Source organism: Rhizobium sp. PRIMUS64 (genome assembly GCF_023006465.1).
Classification (GTDB): Bacteria; Pseudomonadota; Alphaproteobacteria; order Rhizobiales; family Rhizobiaceae; genus Rhizobium; species Rhizobium leguminosarum.
In genome coordinates this window covers 19,560-39,567 of the sequence record NZ_JALBGX010000029.1, presented here as the reverse complement: position 1 = coordinate 39,567, position 20,008 = coordinate 19,560, and the positions used below count along the sequence as shown (strand labels likewise).

At 56.4% G+C, this 20,008-nt stretch carries 16 protein-coding genes and 2 pseudogenes; 2 read left to right on the top strand and 16 right to left on the bottom strand.

Annotation, left to right across the window (positions count from 1 at the left end; translation table 11 throughout):
* Positions 1–63: 63 nt before the first annotated feature.
* From MOV76_RS14310 to MOV76_RS14260, 11 genes are all read right to left on the bottom strand, one after another.
* On the bottom strand, positions 64–249 hold the full coding sequence (locus tag MOV76_RS14310; protein WP_004668636.1) for a hypothetical protein: 186 nt from the start codon (positions 247–249) through the stop codon (positions 64–66).
* 284 nt (positions 250–533) lie between these two features.
* Positions 534–2,021: an NAD-dependent succinate-semialdehyde dehydrogenase gene (locus tag MOV76_RS14305; protein WP_008534338.1), complete on the bottom strand. Its 1,488-nt coding sequence runs from the start codon at positions 2,019–2,021 to the stop codon at positions 534–536.
* A gap of 23 nt (positions 2,022–2,044) precedes the next feature.
* Positions 2,045–3,064, bottom strand: coding sequence for an ABC transporter permease (locus tag MOV76_RS14300; protein WP_004668632.1), 1,020 nt, complete (start codon positions 3,062–3,064; stop codon positions 2,045–2,047).
* 11 nt (positions 3,065–3,075) lie between these two features.
* A complete protein-coding gene (locus MOV76_RS14295) occupies positions 3,076–4,050 on the bottom strand; it encodes an ABC transporter permease (RefSeq protein WP_008534336.1) in 975 nt (324 codons plus the stop codon).
* Complete coding sequence (locus MOV76_RS14290) at positions 4,047–5,600, bottom strand: sugar ABC transporter ATP-binding protein (RefSeq protein ID WP_004668627.1); 1,554 nt, start codon at positions 5,598–5,600, stop codon at positions 4,047–4,049. The genes MOV76_RS14295 and MOV76_RS14290 overlap by 4 nt, the downstream gene beginning before the upstream one ends.
* A 91-nt stretch (positions 5,601–5,691) precedes the next feature.
* Positions 5,692–6,858 (bottom strand): ABC transporter substrate-binding protein, encoded by a 1,167-nt coding sequence (locus tag MOV76_RS14285; RefSeq protein WP_008534334.1) that lies wholly within the window; start codon positions 6,856–6,858, stop codon positions 5,692–5,694.
* A 25-nt stretch (positions 6,859–6,883) separates the two neighbouring features.
* The gene (locus tag MOV76_RS14280) at positions 6,884–7,780 is read right to left on the bottom strand and encodes an alpha/beta fold hydrolase (protein WP_004668623.1); all 897 of its coding nucleotides are present in this window, start codon (positions 7,778–7,780) and stop codon (positions 6,884–6,886) included.
* On the bottom strand, positions 7,777–8,160 hold the full coding sequence (locus MOV76_RS14275) for a hypothetical protein (protein WP_004668622.1): 384 nt from the start codon (positions 8,158–8,160) through the stop codon (positions 7,777–7,779). Before MOV76_RS14275 ends, MOV76_RS14280 begins: the two co-directional genes overlap by 4 nt.
* 77 nt (positions 8,161–8,237) lie before the next feature.
* Entirely contained in the window at positions 8,238–8,666 is a 429-nt protein-coding gene (locus MOV76_RS14270; protein ID WP_170964896.1) for a carboxymuconolactone decarboxylase family protein, read from the bottom strand.
* A gap of 77 nt (positions 8,667–8,743) precedes the next feature.
* Positions 8,744–9,628, bottom strand: a complete 885-nt coding sequence (locus MOV76_RS14265; protein WP_004668614.1) for an NAD(P)-dependent oxidoreductase — start codon at positions 9,626–9,628, stop codon at positions 8,744–8,746.
* Positions 9,629–9,940: 312 nt separating this feature from the next.
* Positions 9,941–10,621 carry a GntR family transcriptional regulator gene (locus MOV76_RS14260; RefSeq protein WP_004668612.1) on the bottom strand — a complete coding sequence of 227 codons (681 nt, stop codon included), beginning with the start codon at positions 10,619–10,621 and terminating at the stop codon, positions 9,941–9,943.
* Between the two features lie 674 nt (positions 10,622–11,295).
* Between MOV76_RS14260 and MOV76_RS14255 the strand changes: the two genes are divergently transcribed.
* Both MOV76_RS14255 and MOV76_RS40100 read left to right on the top strand, forming a co-directional pair.
* Positions 11,296–11,535 (top strand): helix-turn-helix transcriptional regulator, encoded by a 240-nt coding sequence (locus MOV76_RS14255; protein WP_008534330.1) that lies wholly within the window; start codon positions 11,296–11,298, stop codon positions 11,533–11,535.
* Positions 11,536–11,695: 160 nt separating this feature from the next.
* Positions 11,696–12,021, top strand: a pseudogene (locus MOV76_RS40100) (HipA domain-containing protein); the annotation flags it as partial.
* Between the two features lie 223 nt (positions 12,022–12,244).
* Here MOV76_RS40100 and MOV76_RS14250 read toward each other — a convergent pair.
* The 5 genes and pseudogenes from MOV76_RS14250 to MOV76_RS14230 form a co-directional block, all read right to left on the bottom strand.
* Complete coding sequence (locus MOV76_RS14250) at positions 12,245–14,371, bottom strand: DUF3141 domain-containing protein (RefSeq protein ID WP_245421412.1); 2,127 nt, start codon at positions 14,369–14,371, stop codon at positions 12,245–12,247.
* 640 nt (positions 14,372–15,011) lie between these two features.
* Positions 15,012–15,229, bottom strand: a pseudogene (locus MOV76_RS14245) (IS21 family transposase); the annotation flags it as partial.
* A 65-nt stretch (positions 15,230–15,294) separates the two neighbouring features.
* A complete protein-coding gene (locus tag MOV76_RS14240; RefSeq protein ID WP_064812014.1) occupies positions 15,295–16,824 on the bottom strand; it encodes a hypothetical protein in 1,530 nt (509 codons plus the stop codon).
* Between the two features lie 482 nt (positions 16,825–17,306).
* The gene (locus MOV76_RS14235; protein ID WP_011053334.1) at positions 17,307–17,762 is read right to left on the bottom strand and encodes a hypothetical protein; all 456 of its coding nucleotides are present in this window, start codon (positions 17,760–17,762) and stop codon (positions 17,307–17,309) included.
* 31 nt (positions 17,763–17,793) lie between these two features.
* Positions 17,794–19,305, bottom strand: a complete 1,512-nt coding sequence (locus tag MOV76_RS14230; protein WP_029875549.1) for a tyrosinase family protein — start codon at positions 19,303–19,305, stop codon at positions 17,794–17,796.
* Positions 19,306–20,008 lie beyond the last annotated feature (703 nt).

Sequence of the window (20,008 nt, the reverse complement as noted above, 5' to 3'; positions counted from 1 at the left end):
GCCTGGCGCCGGCGAAGATCGGCGGCTACGTCAAACCGACACTGAGGGTGCGGCCGCCGACAACTACACCTTGACGCGTCGCTGGTTGACGCGAATGGCTTTCGCTTGACCCTCCACGCTGGCACGTGCAGCATCGTCGGCCTGATCGATTTCAGGACGAACGCGTGCATCGATCGGGTGGTGATCATGCTCCTGCTCAGGACTCCGATACGTTGAAACGACAACGCCACGGTGCAACAGCTCGTTCATGTCGTGTTACCTCTTCGAAGGCTACAAGCTATCTGGGAAAGACTTACCTTGTAGGGCATTGGCGGAAGGATCGACAATCGAAAAGACAGGCAGAAATCTCGTCTGCAAGGCCGGCCCCAGAAGGGGTCGGAAGGGAAGATCCGTAGGACAGCTCCCGCGAAACCTCTAGAAAAGTCCAGCCTTTTGAGACCTCGCAACCGGCGGAGAGGATGTTGCTGTCCTGCCTCTATTCAACAGACCTCTCCCCCTTTAAGTTCAGTCGGCGAGCGACCCTTGGGCGATCGCTATGCGCCGATCCCGCCCATGCAGACGTATTTCATGGATAAGAAGTCATCCATTCCGTACTTTGAGCCCTCTCGGCCGAAGCCGGATTGCTTGACGCCGCCGAATGGCGCTAATTCGGTGGAAATCAGACCCGTGTTCACGCCAACCATGCCGTATTCCAGCGCCTCTGTGACCTTCCAAACGTTCCTGAGGTCGTTGGCGAAAAAGTAGGCTGCCAAGCCGAATTCCGTATCGTTCGCGAGTTCGATGACTTCCTCGACAGTATCGAACTTGAACACCGGAGCCAGAGGCGCGAAGGTTTCCTCACGCGCAACCTTCATATCCTTTGTGGCACCCGAGAGAAGCGTTGGTTGGACGAACGTGCCTCCGCGAGCATCGCGGTCACCACCAACCACGACAGTCGCACCCTTGGTCACAGCGTCATCGATATGACCATAGAGCTTTGCTACCGCTTCATCGTTGATCAACGGGCCGATCGTCGCCCCGCTCTCAAACCCGTCAAGAACCTGCAAGGCACTCACGCGCATTGCCAGCTTCTCGACGAACCTGTCATGGATCCCGCTCTGTACGTAAATACGGTTCGCGCACACGCAGGTTTGACCCGCGTTACGAAACTTAGAAAGCATAGCCCCCTCGACCGCCTGGTCGAGATCTGCATCGTCGAAAACGATAAACGGCGCATTGCCGCCGAGTTCCAGGCTCAGCTTCATGATCTTCTGGGCGCCTTGCGCCATCAAGATACGGCCAACTTCGGTCGAACCGGTGAAGGTCAGTTTCTTGACGACCGGGTTGGAGCAGACCTCCTCGCCAAACATTCTTGCATTATCCGTCGGGAGGACGCTGAACAAGCCATCGGGTATTCCGGCACGCTCCGCGAGGATCGCCAATGCAAGCGCCGATAACGGAGTCTCGGCAGCAGGCTTGAATACGATCGCGCAGCCGGACGCGAGCGCCGGCGCGATCTTGCGGCACACCATCGCCGACGGAAAGTTCCAAGGAGCGATGGCGGCCACAACGCCAACCGGCTGCTTGATGACAAGCAGTCGCTTGTCGGCCTGGTGACCTGGAATGGTGTCACCATAGACACGCTTGGCTTCCTCACCGAACCATTCGATGTAGGAAGCGCCGTAAGCAATCTCGCCACGCGCTTCCGCCAGTGGCTTGCCCATTTCCGATGTCAGAATTACGGCCAGGTCTTCAGCGTTAGCTACCACCTCTTCGTAGAACTTCCGCATGATCAGCGAGCGTTCCTTCGCCGAAACCTTAGCCCACTTCTTCTGTGCAGCCTTTGCAGCATCGATAGAGGCTCGCACTTCAGCAAGGCCAGCGCTAGGCAAAGAGGCAAGGACGTCCATCGTGGAGGGGTTTAGCACGTTGATGCGTGTGCCGTTTACCCCTTCGCTCGACCACTTTCCTCCAACCAGCATCTGCTCGCGAACGAGAGTCTGGTCCTTTAAACGGCCTAGCAGGGTGCTGGAGATTGCCATGGATCTTCCTTTCTATGCATTGATCATATCTGATTTCGAATGTGTGGTGACCGTGCGTATATCGCGACCATCGGAACGATGAGCAGACCGACGACAGCCTGCTGCGCCGGAAAGTTCAGTCCGAGGCCAACTAGAAGCGAGGTCAGTACAGTCAGGACAAGAACACCGAGCACTGTCGCGCCATAGCCGCCCGCCCCACCAAGAAGCGACGTCCCTCCAATCACCACCGCTGCTACGGTGGTGAAAAGATAAGGGTCGCCCACGCCGACGAAGCCACCACCGGAAAACCCTAGTAGCAGCATGCCCGTGATTGCAGACATGGCACCGCTGACGCTATGGATGACGGTCCAGACCTTGAATTCGGAGATTCCGAGGCGGGCGGCCGCCGTCCGGCTTCCGCCGACGGCGTAAATGCTGCGGCCAAACCAGGTGTTGTACATGAACCATCCAAGCGCGATGGCGACGATAGCCCAGATCACGATGACCGGAGGCAGCGACAGGCCGAAAAACTTTCCGTTGAACGCCGAAATGTTCCTCAGCCATTCGGGTACCGGAGCAAACACTGTACCACCAAACGCCGAGCCGAGTGAGGTGTAGATCTGGACCGCACCGACGGCCGCGAAGCCAACTCCGAGCGACATGATCAGCGCTTGCCCTTGGAGACGGAAGCTCAGGGCGCCATTGGCGGCCCCGACAAGCGCACCGAGGAGCATGACAACCAGCATCGCGAGGGGAGCGGGAATACCTGCGACCATAAGGCTGGGAAGGAGGATGTTCGCGCCTCCAATAATATATGGTATCGAAAGATCGAGCGCACCGACCAGAGCGCACAGGGTCTGGCCAATGGAGGCAAGCCCCAGAAACGCTGCGAGAAGAAGGATTGAACGCGCGTTTTGGGATGATACGAAGCCGGGGACCAGCAATGCACCGAGTGCTAAGAGAGAGGCCAGAAGAACAAAGCCAATGACGATGCTCCGATGAGCCTTGAGCGGGTTAGACTTCTGAGCCGATTTGATTTCGGAATTCATAACTGTCGCGACCATTATCTTGCTCCTTACACAACCGCGCGGCGACTGATGACAAAGACGTTCACGAGAAGTGATCCGACGAGGATTAAGCCGAATGCCATCTGGGTAACGAACCCCGAAACCGTGCCGAAGTTGAAGGTGGAGAGGAGATAGGAGATGAGGAACATGTTGATCGCGCCAAGCGTAGATCCAAGTGCTCCACCACGACCACCGGAGAGGCTCGCACCTCCGAGAACCAGGGCCGTAACAGCCTGAAGGGTGTAGGTGCTGCCCTGCGTCGGATCACCAGAGGAGATCAGCGCCGTGTAGCTGAGGGCGGCAAGTCCAGCGAATGCTCCACCAACAACGTGGGCGATGATGCGGACTGCGTCCACTCGAACGCCGCTCGTATACGCCATGCGCTCATCCGCACCCGTCATGCGAAGGTTGCGGTAAAACATAGTCCCCCTGAGAAGGAGCCATAATGCATACGCTGCAACCAGCAACAGCAAAACAGGTGACATGATGTCGGTCCCCGCCCCCCAGCTAAGCATCCAGTCGGGCGCGACTCCACCCGGTCGGGACATCACCATCAGGTTCAACCCGGAGAGGACAAGAAAACCCGACAGCGTAACGATTATCGGAGCGACACGCACATAAATGATAACCAGCGCCTGGAGTAGCTGGAATGCCGCTCCCAGGCCGACTGCCCATACTATCACTGCGATAGGGTTGGTAATTCCGTTACCCACAAGCCAGGTAATAAGGGTAACGTTGATGAACCCCATCAAGGGGCCAACTGAAAGGTCCACTGCTCCACGACCCGCCATGACAATGGGGGTGAGGGCAAGCGCCGTTAGAATCAAGGGCGTGGCGACAAGGATTGCACCTGCGAGGCCGTTGTTCGTGAATAGCCCGTGTCCGCGTAGGGCAACGGCGACCAAAAGGACGATGAATAGGCCGGCCGGCACGAAGAGGGAACGGTCCTGGGTGATTTGACGGAATGCGATTCCAGACATCATGCAGTCCTTTCCAGATCGAACTCGATGGAGGCGTTTGGCGATTTTCCAAACATTGCGGCCAAGATTGGCTCTTCCGCTATGTCCTCGCCTGCTAGCGACCGGAAAAGCCTTCCAGCAAAGAAGACGTCGACGCGGTCCGCAAAGCCGATGAACTCTTCGATTTCGCTTGATAGATAAATCACGCTGCCACCCTTCTCCGTGAACAGGCGCAGTTCGCGGTAGAGATCGCGCTTCGTTCCGAGGTCGACACCGCGAGCGGGATCGTTAAGGACGATGACGGACGGTTCGTTTGCAAAGGCACGGCCGATCAAAACTTTTTGCTGATTTCCGCCCGACAGTGAGGTGATCTTGTTCGCCGGACTTCCAATCTTAATCCGGAGCCGATCCACCTCGCGTTTGAACATGGGTTTGAGGCCGGCCTTATTGATTATACCAAGAGGACCGAGGTTCTTGCGATAGACGCCGATGGCAAGATTTTCGAAGATGCTCTGCTGAGGGAAGATACCTTCACGCTTGCGGTCGCCGGAAATATACGAGATTCCTGCTTTGGTAGCGTCTTCGAGCGATGCGACCTTTTTCATTCTCTCGGTGCTGGATGACCAGACTTGGACATTACCACCAAAAGGCTGGATGATACCCGCAACGGCGCGTACGAAAGCGTCCTGCCCCTGCCCGTCGAGTCCTGCAACACCGATGATCGCTCCTTTCGGTAGATCGAAATCGAAGGGCGCTGCCGCGCTGTGAGTAACGAGGTCTCTTACCGCTACCACGGCCGGCGCGGCGGCGCCTACTTGCTTTGATTCGTACGCCTTCGCGTCGCTTGCGTTTCGGTCCGCGGGCGTCATCATTGAAAGCAGGTTCTCTTCAGTTATTTCATGCTTCTCGAGCGTACCAATGGTGACGCCGTCGCGAAGGATCGTGGCTCGATCGGCGATGCGGACAAGTTCAGCGATCCGATGCGTTACGATCAGCACGGTCGCACCTTCCCTACGGAGACGATCAATTTCCTCGTGGAGGCGGATCGTGGAATCGAGGTCTAATGCCGCAGACGATTCATCGAGGATGAGGACCTTCGGCCTGCGCAAGACCGCTCGCGCAATAACTATCCATTGCTTGACGCTCAGAGGCAATGCCCCAACGTTCTGATCGAGATCCACGGGCTTGCCGACGAGGCGTTTCAGGATCTCCTCAGCCTCGGTACGCCGACCACTGCCGCCCTGCGAGCGGAAGATGCCGTCGCGCCCGACATACAGGTTTTCCAATACACTGGCCTCGTCGGCCACCAGCACTTCCTGGAAGATCGTTGTCAGCCCGATGCGCTTGGCGTCAGTCGGAGTCGAAATCTCTTCTCCAAGGACCGAAACGCTCCCGGAATCTGGGTGCAACACTCCAGACATGATCTTCGCCATCGTGCTTTTGCCACTTCCATTCTCTCCGACGATGGCGTGCACTTCTCCGGCCCGGGCTTCAAAATCACACTTCTTTAAGGCCTTAGTCTCGCCGAAAGACTTGGCAACATTGATCAACTTGATCGTAGTTTGGTTTTGCATCGGAGATCCTCTAATCCCAACGGCCGCGCGAGGCGGTCCTCCCACAAGAGAAACTTCTGTCCGGTGGCAAGACCCACCGGGCAGAACAGTTTCACTTCGACACAGGCTTCCAGGGATCAGCCGGGCGTTCGAAGTAGTCTGCAGCAATCGCAGCAGGAAACCACCCGTCCGCCTTGGGCTCCACGAAGTCTGTCGAGTTCAAGTCGCAATCTTCTGGTATTGCCGCGCGGACTTCATCGATGGTGTAAGGCAAGACGGGTCGAAGGAAGGACTGAACCTTAGGGCCTTGTCCCTCCAATGTGCGGAGCATGATCTCCCACATCTGTTGCATCTCGCGACGCGGCGGCCAAATATGGAAACTCCTGTCCACAAACTCGGGGTTCTTGCGCCAGTAGCACGCGGCGGAAGCTTCCCCCCCGAGAGTAATCGGGATCATGTCTCGACCTGACTGCAGCATTGCGTTGAGAACGCCGTTCTCTTGGGCCCCCTGCGTGAGGATCCCATCAATCTTCGTCGGGTTCGTCGCAAGAAACTTCTGAACTTCGACCTGGGCCACCTGGTCGGTCCACTTCCCTGCAACTTCACCGACGATCTTTATGTCGGGGTACTTAGCAAGTGCTTCCTTAGCCGCTTTGTCAAAGCTGTCCGAAGAAGCGAAACCGGGAATACCAGAAACGAGAAGGATATTGCCCTTCTTTCCTATTTTTTCCGCCAGCCACGTCGCCATCTCGGCACCGCCCTGCGCGTGATTGGCCGCGCCATTGATGGCGTATGGCGACGTCACGTAGCCCGAAAATGAGAACACCGGCACACCGGCTTTGTAGGCATATTCGATCGTCTGATTAAGAGCCGTGACGTTCGAGCAGCAGATGATGATTGCATCGACGCCTTCGTCCACCATTTGACGCATCTGCTGGATCTGAACGGCGTCTTTAAGATCCGACTGGGTGACCACGACATCAGACACCAGGCCCGCAGCCTTTGATCGCGGTAAAAGATCGCTCATGACCGCATCGAGAGCTGCGGCTCGCCAGGTGTTGCCAGCGTAGCTGCTTGCATAGCCGATCTTCCACGGAGGACCCTTTTTGGGCTTGAAGTCTTTGTAGGCGCTCGCCCCCAATGGAATCTGCGGATCTACAGTTTCATAGATCTTCTTTTCTGTAGCCGGTAGCTGATCGACACCATCCGCGTAAGCGGTTGTCGCCAGGGCGCTAACCGAGATCAGCGCCCCAAGTGTGACATTCAGAATGCACCTCATTGAAGTTCTCCTCCCGAGAAAAGGATCAGGCAACCTTAGACCGGGCTGCTGATGACTGTTGGATCTCCTCAAGAATCGGCAACAGATACTTCCGGAACTCGCTATAGTCCTCAGTAACGGGAAAATGTCCGAGCTTTTCCATTGTCCAAAACTTGGAGCCTTTGACCAGGTCTGCAGCAATCTTGGTATCGGCCGGGGACGTGTTTGGATCGTATTCGCCCGTGAGGAAGTATAGCATACATTTCGACGTATCGATTTTGCTGGCTTCTTCTGGCGACACATCGTGGTCGTAGTAGTAGTAATAAAGATCACCCGCGAAGATTCCCGGTCCACCGCAGCTGTATTCCCACTGGATTTCACGGACATTCGCTTCTGGCGAGTACGGTGAGATATTCAGCATCATCGCCGCACCGATGGAGGTGCGATTGACGTTTGGATTGTCGAACTCCCTGCGGATGCCAGCCATACCGACGTCGACGTACTCCGCCGCCGAGCGCAACGCACCTTCGACCGAGATCGTGGCGCGGAAGTTGTCCGGATAGTTCGATGCCAGGTCGATCGCGAGATGGCCGCCCATGGAGCTGCCCAAATAAACGGGGCGGTCTAGGTCGAGCGCTTTTGAGAGTTCGAGCTGGAAGTCCATCATGAACTTCTTGGTCATGTTGTATTCCTTCTCCCACCAGCGAACGCCGTAGGGGGGAAGGGACTTGCCGTGATACGGCAGATCGAACGCGATGACGCGAAAATTTTTCGTCACGTCGGAATCGCAAAGCATATGACGGTATTGGCGACCGTCGGACCCTGCCGTATGACCGACGAGAAGCGGAATCCCCTGGCCCGCTTCTTCGTAATAGACGCGGTACTCGATACCTTCTACGGTGAGATAGAGATAACGGCCGATAATGGGGTCAAACTTGGTCATGCTGCTGCTCCTTCAGAACGGGCATTGCGCATCAGGGTGGTCATGCGGTTGAGAGCAGGCAGATACGCGAAGGTTTCGTTGTTACTGCTAAGGTAGAGGCCATGCTTGATGTTTGATGACTGCAAGCACTGATAAAACGGCAAGGGTTTGTGCTGAAGCAGCGCCTCCCACTGTGAACCGGTCCCGCGTATGACGATAGTGCACTTGTCGTCGTCGTATTCGGCCTCTTCCACCTTTAGCAACGTACCGTCCTCGAAATGAAGCGCTACACTGCGGGTAGGGAAATCGCATTTTAATATACCGTTAAGATAACGAGTTTCGCGCTTGAACTCGAAATCCTCCCGCACGAATTCTATGAATTTCTTGAGATCTATCGCCATTTTAGGCTCCTCCCTTGTTGATAAGCGCTGAGAACTCCGCGCATGTTGTACATGCCCCCTCACGGGACAGCACATTCTCAAATGCCCATTTCGGTGAATTCTTCCTGGGCATGCCTGAAACTGTCGATGCCTGCTGGCACACCAACGTAGATAGCCACCTGAAGGAAGATCTCCTGGATCTCCTGTTTCGTAACACCGTTGTTGATGGCGCCGCGGATGTGGCCTCTGAGCTCGTGCGGTCGGTTTAAAACCGCTATCATTCCAAGGTTGAGGATCGATCGAGCGCGACGGTCGAGGCCAGGTCGGTTCCAGATATTGTCCCAACAATACTCGGTGACGAGTTCCTGCATCGGCCAGGTGAAGTCGGTCGCCTTTCCGAGGGCCGCATCAACGTAAGCGTCCCCCATCACCTGCCGACGAGTAGCAAGTCCGCGCTTGAACTGCTCCGATGGAGCTGTTCGCTCGCCGGCCTTAGACCCCTTATCTTTCCTGTCCAAAGTGGCCATTGGGTTTCGCTCCCTTCATCATATTTGACAGATTATCAGACAATTTTCAACTGTCAGTTTGGCGTAGTTTTTCGCGGTCAGGCCTGATCTTTCACGAACTGCGCAATTTTCGTATGGTCGACATCGGGGCCTAAAGCATGCCGAGCAGCATCCCAGGCATCAGCGGTACCGGCCAATGTCGGCAGCTGGAGATTGAGCGCCTTCGACAAGTCCGCTGCAATCCTAATGTCTTTCGCCATAAGCCCCAAAGCAAAACCAGAGCCAAAAGTCTCCGAGAGGATGAACTGCTTCATCTTCACTTCTGTTGCGTTGTTCTTGCCAGACGACGAGTTGAGAATATCGACGATCGTTCTAGGATCGAGACCAAACGTTCGGCCAAGAAGAACGCCTTCGATAGCTGCCAGAACCCCGGCTCCCGATACGAAATTGTTGATGGCTTTCATGGCGTGCCCTGAGCCGATCGGGCCTGTCCTAAAAATCTGGCCGCCCATGGCGCACAGGATGGGATCAGCTTGATCGATATCGTCAGAAGCACCGCCTGCCATGATAGTAAGAGAGCCTTCGACGGCTCGCTTCACTCCGCCTGACACGGGAGCATCGACCAGCCGCAAGCCCTTCTGATGCAAGCGCTCTGCGAGCTCACGAGTATCATTGGGCGCCGATGAGCTCATGTCGATGACAAGCGCGTCAGCACTCAGGGATTGCCAGGCCCCATCCTTGAAGAGCGCGTCTTGAACAACCTTGCCGTTGGGAAGCATGGTAACCGCAACATCGGCCCCATTGAATGCTTCCGCTACCGTCTCTGCCGGAACGCCGCCGACGGCCGCGAACCTTTCCCTAGCCTCGGCCGATAGATCAAAGCCAGTGACTTCGAATTGAGCCGACAACAGATGTTGTGCCATCGGCCCGCCCATTGCGCCGAGACCAATAAAGGCGACGCGCAGATTTTTTCGTGGTGACAACGTCCCGCTCCCGAATGTGAGGCAAGCACAATCAGCTACCTCCGTTAGTGAGGAGTAGTTAACGACCTATCAGACAATCTGTCAATCGGAAAATTCATGCTTGGGCCGGCGCGCCCTCGCTACGACGCCAATTTTGCCGTCGCTTCTTCAATCACCTCACTTAAAATGACGTGCAAGCAGCACCCATCTTATCGTCCGATGGACACCAGAGAGGTTGTTGCGTTGTCAAAAGCACCGTGCCTGAAGGATTTAATTACACCCGGCCACCTCCAGCATCAGACAATCTGTCAATTTTCGGAAAATCTTATGGCATCAGCCTGAGGTGTTGTTGCGCAGGTACTCGAGTGCGACTTTCGCAGCCATATCAATGTGGTGCTTACAAGCGGCCGCAGCCCTGGGTCCGTTGCGATTTTGGATCGCTTCGGCAATCTCTTTGATTTCTGCAATGCTATGTTTGAGGCGCCCCGGTTGTGTCATCGAAGTCATGCGCAGAAGATTGATCCGGTTGTGCAGCGATGTTAGCATTTGCCTGACGAAGACGTTTTTGCTGCCATCCATCAAGCAGTCATAGAAGGCGTTTTTGGCAGCGATGAGCCTGTGTCCCACGCCGCTTTCCGCCGACGCTTCGAATTCTCTAACGGCATCTTGCAAAGTGGCAATATCTTCCGCCGTTCCATTTTCGGCGAACTGCTGACCAGCAAACCCCTCGAGCAGCGCGCGGACGGTGTAGAGCTGAGCGGCCTCCTCATAGGTTATGATACTGACAACTGGACCCTTGTGGGGGAAGCTTGTGATCAATCCCTCTGCCTCAAGCTGCCGAAGCGCTTCACGGACGGACGTGCGACCCACGCCGATCATTTCGCAAAGCTCGCGCTCGACGAGCCTTTGCCCCGGCTTGAACTTGCCCGTCGCAATAGCCTGTCTGAGCCTTTCTTCGACTTGCACTCGAAGAGAGGCATTTTGCCGAGCGACCTGCAGCTCCACATCTACCATGATCAATGTCCTACGTAGCACTAATGAATTTGAGCTAAATATATGGCTGCTTCGCGGGGAACTTTCAATCAGATTGTCTGATGAGCGGTCATTAGCAACTATTCTCGAGGATTGAGCCCGCTGTGTAGAGGTCGGCTTCCCGATCCATGAGGAACCGATCGGTTGGCGCGCCATAAGTGGAAATTCTAGTCCAAATGGCCTAGTTCAATTGGTGTCCTGATGGCCGACAATGTCCGCCCGCCGATTTCTCAAAACCAGCCACGTTGCGACCCTGATCGACGAGGTGTCCACGGTCACCGACACCACCGCATCTTCCAGGAGCACCCGTTCGACTAACGGCCGGGTGCAGCTTGGCAATCGGCAAAAGCCGCATCAGCAGACGATAGTGGTTCCGATCGCGCCTCCGGTCCGGAGGCGGCATCGATCTTGAGCGCCTCAAGATCCGCCATCTTTCTTCGCCTGCCAGCCTGGCTCGTACTTGCGCTATCCGCAATTCCCATTCTAACCACTTTTCTCTCTGACCATCTCTCTTGAAAAATTGTAACCTTCGTGCTACATATCTAGTGCAATCTGTAGTGCGAAGGTGACAAATTCCGACACCTCACAACCCTCCGGGTGCGGCGCGCGCTGCGCAAACTGGGCGCAGACATCCACGTCGACGTCGCCGCCTGCCTATGGCGGTAGTAGCCGAACGTGCCTTCACCTCACGCTCAACGCTTCAAAAGATCGAGGCCGGCGACACCAATGTCAGCATCGGCATCTATGCAGGCGTCCTCCAGGCACTCGGCCTGCTAGATGGGCTGAGCCAAGTCGCCGACATCGGTGACGACAGCGTCGGCCAGTCTCTGGCCAATGCAGAGTTGCCCAAGCACGCTCACCCAAGGCGATCACCGGGATCGTCACGCGATGGCTGATTTCGAAGTTCATCTCGACCTTCACGGCCGCACACGTCCCATCTGGCCCGGAGCAATCGCGCCCGTGGTGCCGAAACAATCGTGTTTGAGTATGATCGTGCCTGGCTCGAGGACCCGGGCCGCTTCTCGCTGCAGCCCGCTCTAGCTCTGAGCTGGGGAGAAAAATCACGGCTTTCTGTGGCTCAATAAAGCCAGCTGGTCGTTGTCCCCTGCCTATGACCTCAATCCAGTGCCTACGGATGTCAAGGCGCGCGCGCTGACGACAAACATTGATCTTGATGAAGGCACCTGCTCCCTTGACCTGCTGGAAGAACCTGCAGGGCTCTACGCCCTAACGCTCGCCGAGGCTCGCGCGATCATTAAGGAAGTCGCGACACCGCAAGGTGGCGCGAGACCGCCAAGGCGGTCGGTGCGCGGTCAGCCGAGATCAACCGTATGGCCAGTGCGTTCGATCACGATGATTTGCAGCGAGCGCCAGCCCTATGACGAGAGCCTTCCTCCACAGTTTCAATCCGCCCTCTGCCGGCCCGATCACTGAACCGGATTACGGCATCGTTGCGTTGTAAAGGACGGATGTCCAATGGCAATTTTCCGATCTGCGGTCCTGGCTGGATTTGCGATGGAATTGTTTCAAGCGCCTCCGTGACCAACGAGCGAAAACCAATAATTATGTGATTCGGTGAGATCGAGACGCTACTCTACGAACAAACTATGTCACTGCCAGCGGATCCTCAATCACATCGACGATCGATGGCTGGCCAAGCACGTCCGCGAAGCGCTGTAGCATGGCAACAGTACTCGATGACATCTCCGCCCTGGAGCCCGGGATATAGCAAGCGGCTGCATAAGCGAGTTGCCGTTGCCTCGGTTCCGTTAGCAACAGCGGCAGCGTCTCGATTGCTTGCTCCGGCTCAAAGGTGACGATAGCCGTCTGCACGCGAGTGATTTCGGCCAAATGATCAGCGCTTAGTGAGCGGAAGGGCTCGTCCTCGGTCAGCACCCGTGACCAGCGCGCCAGGCGGTCGCGTCGGATCCCGCCACGATCGCTCACCAGGAGTACGACCATACGGATGATGGCATCGGCGAGTCCGCCGATCGCGATCCTCCTGAGCGCATTGGCGATGTCCGGCTGCCATCTCATATCGTCAAGTGTCGTCCCTTTGCGGTATGCTTCGTGGGGATTGTCAAAATATCGCTGCCAAGGGTTGTTCCAGATCATGTGAAACGCGAGCTCATAACCCATGTCGCGCCAGTCGCGCATGACCACGATCGCCTGTTCGACAGCCTTGAAATAGAGCGCTTCCGCAGCCAGGAAAGGATTTTCCGCTGCTGCGTTCGCCCGGGAGTTCCGTACCTGCTCTGAAATTGACTTATAGCCAACCATGATCGGATTCTGAGAAGACAGCAGCGATCGCTCCAGCCGCTTTGGATGGAACATTCGGCTGGCGTCTGCTGAGATGTCTGTGACCGCGGCCTGCACAAAGGGGCGGGCAACTGTGTGATAGATCTGCGCTTGCAGTTCAGAGACGCGGGCGACGGCAGCGAAGGGACCTCCATCGTCATGGCCGTCGTTAAACTCACGGATATTCTCGAAGGTGCGCTCGATCAGTTCAACACTATAGCTCTTGTGTCCAGCATCTTCTTGAATGTCCGTGATGCGCATCTCGTAAAGGCCAGGCAACAACGCCTCAATTGCCTCGAGCGTGCTTGCAACCTCATTGTATTCTTTGTTGATTACTCTCGAGGAAACGAATGTACCGAGGTGACCGACGTCGTTGTGTACCATATAAATAATGTGCTGGCCGAGAAGGCGGATTTCCTCCTCGTTGTCATAGATTTCGGGGATCCAATTCAGCGCCTGCTGCGGCGGCGTTACATTGTCGCCATGACTGGCAAATATGATAATAGGCGCCCTGATCTTCTTAAGGTCGAAATGCCGCCGGTCCGGCTCCCCATACGCCTTGTTGTGCGCCAGTCGATTACCAACAAAGAGGTGCTCAACTATCCAGCGGATCTCGTCTCCCCGCATCAGGCAGAAGCCGCCCCACCACTTCTCAGCCTTAAGGAAGGCTTCGCTCGCCGCATCCACATCTCGGAACAGTTCGACATACTTCATGAATAACTGGCGCTCGGGATTGAGCGTTTCGAAATTCTGTACGAGATGGGCGCCGTCGAAGATGCCTCCGCCCAGATCTGACAAAAACATGGTTATCCAAGCTCCCCCGAAGAGGCCCGCCATGTAGCGGAGGGTATTTTCGCCGATATTTCCCGAGGTAGGTGTCACCGGCGATCCGTTGAGGATGATCGGGCCAGCTAAGTCGAGATTTGTCGCAACCATCAGAAGGGTAGCCCAGCCAGCTTGGCAGTTGCCGACTACGACTGGAAGGCGGGCAAGCGGATGCAGGCGCATGACCTCACGAACAAAGGCCGCTTCCGCATACGTGACATTAGAGAGATACTGCCCCCCCTCTGGCTCTCGGCGGAAGGACACCAAATAAACCGGGTGACCTTCCCGGAACGCCACGCCGACCTGGCTGTCTTCTTTGTGGCCACCGACGCCGGGACTATGTCCGGCGCGCGGGCAAATGATTATGAAGGGGCGCTTCGTGTCATCGACGTTAACACCTTGGGGCGGGATCATTCGAAGTAACACGTAATTGGATTTCAAGGGCAGATCGTTTCCATCCATAACTGTCTCGTAGTCGCAGAAGAAAACCGGCGGACAGCCTGCCGCTTCATGTTCGAGGAAGATGTCGCCGCGCTGTCGGAGAAGATCCATGCACAATATGGCGCGCTCACTAGCGTCGCGCAGGTATTCCGCCCAAGCGTGGCCCATTCCCATTGCCGTGCACCTCGCGTAGACTCTCGGCAAGACGTTCGGCCTCAGTAAAGAGCTTTCCCTGGCGGGTAGAGTGGGTGTCGCACATGACTTGCACGCGGCGCAATAAGGCAACCTGCAGAATTTTAGCGGTTTCAGCGCCCGCTGCCGCCAAGCGTTGGAACATCGGGAATAGACTTTGGGTCACTTGGCTGTCCAGTTCCGTGGATGGCGCTTCAATCCACCGGAGCGGGTTTAGAGATGTAAGAATATCCGCCATCGTTTCAACTCCTCTATGGTTATGATCCCGTACGCATACATACGTGCCAGATCGATCGTGCTTCCGTCTGGCGAGGTGCTCGGTAGGCAATGCCGACGCCTAGGAAAGCAGTTTGACGACTTCCGACCCCAACGAGTTACCGCCGCATTCATCCCCTGCAATGTCTATGCCAAGCACTGGGTCAGCCAGCTACGCCGGGAGAGGGGGCAGCAAGCTCGTCGCCAGGGAAAGCCACACAAAGTCTTCATTCAGCCTGGATCAGCAGTTTCTCCCAGCTCGTTGGAGACTATCGGAGGACAGGAGGTGATGGATTCGCCTGCGGTGTGGGATCCCACCAACTAGGATGTTTCAGCGGCCGTCCGCGTGGCTTTGGTTGGGGCTAAGGCTGGTGGTGGCACGGTTATAGACGATGCCTTCTGTCTGACGCTCACCGATGACGGCAGTCTTCATCCGGTCGCAAAGCACTCCCGCGGAGCGCCGCCGAGAGCCTCGAAGGCCGCGATGTGGAAACGCAGGCCGGTCATCTGATGCATGACGAAGCGTGCCCAGATGGGACGGCTATGACCCGGCACTATCGTGAACAGCCAGATGATCCTCGGCGCCAGTTAAAGTGCCGACCGCGTGACACCGCCATTTTCGCTGGCGTTAGTGTTGGTCAGGTTTACAGCAGATCACCGATAACAGTGGACAGGTTAAACGGAACGATTCCGATCTCACCACGCGGCATCCTGTCGAGCAAGTCGACCGTGCGGGCAAAGGTTTCGACTTGCTGAAAGGCGTAATCAGGGTCGAGCCGGTCCAAGCCTCCGCCCGGCAAGACCTGGCAAAGATAGTCCGGTATCGGACAGCTTGATATCGTCGGAATTCCTGATGCGTATAATGGCTGTCCTTCGCCCAACATCACCTGCGCCGCCGCTGGGGCGACTATCAGCGCGCGTACCTTTTTGCGCCCGCGTGCGGCAGCGATGTACACGTCACTCATCGACTTATTACTGGTATAGATCAAATCGAGTTCCGGCTTCCCGGTGGGCGCGGGGTGCCCTTTTGCAAAGTCATCTCGCCACTCGGTACATCCAAGATGCTCAATCGTAGCTCCTGCAACGGCTTTAGCATGGCCGGGTTTGCCGTCCCACAATTCTGGATGCATTTCGAGCCAGGTCGCCGTCGCCTGATTCCCGTGGCGGCCGAACTGGGGAAGCTGGAAATGACCCGTGACGAGTACGAAGACGAGGCTCCGGTTGCGGGCAGATTTCGGTAGCGAGGAGAAATAATGCGCCAGAGCGAGTACCCCAGCACCGCCGTTCTCTTCGCACGCATTAGGTCCATCGGTGTGGGTGTTGATGATGATTGTCTCAAGCAGGTTGCAGCCCGGCAAAACCGCATAAATCGTATCGGTCGCAACGTCTTCCAACGTGCCATCCAAGGTCAGGCGACCGCTCAAACCGTGCTTGCTCGCGGCTTTGATCCGCTCTCCTTCAGATTGCGCCACCCATATTGCAGGTAAGCCCCAATACGGTGTGGTGAATGGCAGCACCTGCCCCTTCAACTGCACTTCCGAGACGCCTTCGAAAATGCAAACGACGGCTAAAACCCCTGCTTCACGCGCCTTGTCGATCGGTACGCCAAGCAAACCGGTGATAAGCGGCGTGGTTACGGCTTTGGGAAAGTCTATGCCTTCCGGCAGGCTGCCGCGTCGATTGGTCACCAGTTCGAGGAATGCCGCCAGATCCCGACGCTTTACCGTCACCACCGCAATTTTGCCGCGGGCTTTCTCAAACGCCTGAACCCGACCGTTGAAAAGAACCATCTTACCCGAGATACCGCCGGGAGGTGTAAGCCCGGAATACGGGAACGGCGCCGCTACCTCAATTACTTCACCATTTGACAGTTTGAACGCGGTGGTTCGTGGCATCCACCGGCGCATCGTGAGTTGATCGCGCTTCACCTCAAGGCCCATCCCTCTCAACTCACCAGCAAGATAATCGATTGCCCGTGCTTGCGCCGGGCTGCCGGTCAATCGGGGGCCGAAACTGTTGAGCCTTTTGATCCAACTCCAAAGTTTCCGCTGATCAGGGAGTGCGGGGATGGACGGCTTTCGCTGCTCACTGAATCCGGTGCTGGGAAAAGCCGGGAATACGATCCCGGCGAGAAGAGCAGTGAGCCCAACAGTCGAAAAATCTCTTCGTTTCAAGACTAACCTCCGCGCCTCTCTATCACGAATGGAAGCGATACCTATGGCCGCACGCCGCCCGTGTCCTTGCAAATCCAGTGCCATTAAAAGCACACGTCTAATCTTCAGTTTTGAATTGAACGCGCAGTCTGAATCGGTTTTGGACCGCGTGCGAAGTCAATGCAGCTTTCGGACAGCCTCCGCGCAAGCATCTGAAGTGGTTGAAGAGTCACTTTACTGATCTAGGAACGCGTCGTTGGTTCAATGCCTTTAAGAGCGACTTTATCTTGAGCCTAGTCTCGGGTCGGCCAAAAACCTTTGCCTGCTTGCAGACGACCATCAGTCGCCGAATGCAGCGGCAAGACTGTAAACTGTTGACCACGATAGGCGCTGCGCGTTGGACCTTTGTCACAACAACCTATCAAAACCCTCTATTTTATCCGGCGGACTTTCATTGCCGCCAAGGTTCTGGAGCTAGCGGCAAATCAGCCCCGACTGCCAATCTATTCAATGCTAGCGTCGCTGATAGTGATGCTGGCGCCCGAACCGCCGCCTGTTTGAGGCTCCAGCCGGATAATGACGGTCTGTGGCTGACGGCAAGACGGGTCATCGGGCAAGGGAAACCCAAATCGTTGAGGCTTTGCCCCGTCCAATACCGAAAACGCCTTGTTCGGAAAAATACCAAACCTACCAATTTCGCGAACGTTACTGCCGCAGTCAAGCGAAACGACCGTCGTCACTGGTCCTGAAGTCGACGGTTCATAACCAGTGACAGTAAGGACGACCCGCGCACTGGTATCAACCGATGAGTGGACTGCTCTGCTCGATATGGTTATCGTCGCGGGCTTACTGGTCGTTGCCCGCATGTCGCTCTCGTTAGCTTGAACCGGGCTGACGATGCGCAGCATCGATAATGCCGCCGCACGAATAGCGATAAGCACCCAACGATGATAGCGCATCGATGTCTCCACAACCCAGCCAGTCCGGATGTTAGGCGGACACTATGGCTATTTCTAGCTTTGCGGGCTCTACGGCGCCGGGTTTGCCCGCTCCCGATCCGACAGGAATGAGCTGCAGGTCGATGGCCTCGCCATCCGTCTGCCCCCTTCCGCCGTAAACCCGCTGGATCGCGTCCGTCAGATCGAGGACGAAGGATGGTTTGCGATGATGGTCGCCGTCATGACCGAGAACGGCGAAAGAACCGACGTAATGGGGATCGGTGACGGGCGTATCGGCCTTAAGGTCGTTCTTGCCGAGAAACACCCGAACGCTGGTCGTGCTGGCACTGGTGATCTCGACATCGCGCAGGAATGCCAGCACACGAGGAGCGGAGGCCGCCTGCTCCTGTGCCGCGCCAAAATCCATTGTATCCATGCCGGATGGCAGAGGCGGTTGGCGGACGATCTCCTGCAATGCGCCCGCCGGGATCTTGATCGGCAGCGAAAGCGGCACGTTTTCCGTTGCCGCCTTGCTGTTGTCCGTGGAGGTGGTCGTCACGCCGGCGATTGCAGCATCGGTCGCCGTCGCCGCGATCACGGACGTGAGTTTATCGTTCAGGGCCAGCGTTTTGGCGCTCGCCGCCGCGACCTTGAAGTAGGTCCGGAAACCATAATTGTATCCGAGTTCCTCTGGAACATAAAGGTCAGAGACCTTCGGGGACCAGAAGTTGCCGTCGACATCGTAGAAATTGTCGGTGAACGGCATGTCGGCCCAGAGTCGATCCGTGCTGTTGGCGTTGCGCAAATTCCAGGTCGCCCAGATGCGGTCGATGTTGCAATGATGCATGAAGAAGATCGGATCGCGGGGCGACGACATTTCCGGCATCCAGCCACCGATATTGTTGTGCACCTGATTGTGCGGTGTGTATTCCAGCGCCCCCTGCGTGCCGCTGCTGGTGGTGACCCAGGAAGGATCGAGTGAGTTCTGTCCCTCGGGGCGGGTGGTGCCGAAGACCTCGTATGGCTTCGCCGTTAGGATGGTGTTGAGAACCTGTGGCCCAACTATATTGTCCGGCATCGGCTGCGTGATTGGCCAGGTGCGCGACGAAACATAAAGTGGATTGTCCTTGCCGTCGGGCGTCTTTTGCATTGTGAACACTTCGGGCAGGTACGGATTGTCGGTCCAGTCCCAGAACGGCATAGCGAAATCGTTGTTCTTGGTCACGTGCCGAACGATGCGCTCGTACATAGCCGTATAGGCCCTGTGCCACGGCAGGAAATACCAGTTGCCATGCGGGCAGTATTTGACGACGTCACCGCTGCCGTGAATTTTCGAGAGGTTGACCCAGTTGAATTTGTCGCTGGCGGGAAGGGCGTTGAGAAGGCGCACTGCGTCGCGATAGGTCTCGATGATCGGGTCGTTCCAGGCCAAGCCCTGCAGTGAGCGCCGCCAAGGGATTGACGGTATCTGCGCGAAGGCTTTTGTCCCCGGTAGGCCGCTGGCGAGCAGGCCTGCTGCAATGACGCCACCCTGAACGATGACATGTCTGCGTGTGATGCTCATCTTACTCTCCCTTGGATTTGAATTGTCCTTCGCCAAGATTAATGCCGCTTTTAGGCCGGTTCCGCGCCGTCTGGGCGCGGGAGCAGTGGGCAATTCGCACCACCATAGAGCTTGCGTTGGCTCTTTCTGAGTTTCGGTGAATCGGCGGCACGAGAAATGAAGCAAGCGACGTGCCACTCGAAAATGCAGCGTAAAATGCGAGCTAAAAACGCTACTACCGATCGTATTCCTGCATTCCAGTTGGAATCCAGATTCCGGAAAACTTAGTATCGCATTCCATGATCGTTCGAGCGACGGCTTGCCGACCAGCCACGGCAAGCACGTTCGGTTGCGAAAACCTCAAATGATCAAGCTGAAACAGTTGTTCAGACCGGTGAGAGGGCCCAAGATGCTGAAAACGCCCTGTGCGACGATAGAGAAGCACGCATCTCGAACAGGCTTTCGCTATCGGACCCCCAGCAATGACGGAGCCGTAGCCCGCTCGCTCTCAAATTCAAAACTGCGAAGCAGGCACCACTCCGTGGCTTGACGGGTGCGTAGAGCAGAGCGGGACAAACCGATTGTCGTGATCTCGACAAATGCGACAAAGGGCGGCGGCTGTCCGACATTTGCGAGAATAGCGGCGGGATCTCCGCGCGGGAACAACGGGCTCACCAAGTGATCCCACTTTCAGTCCCATTGTGCCCACTCATTCGGGCTTACT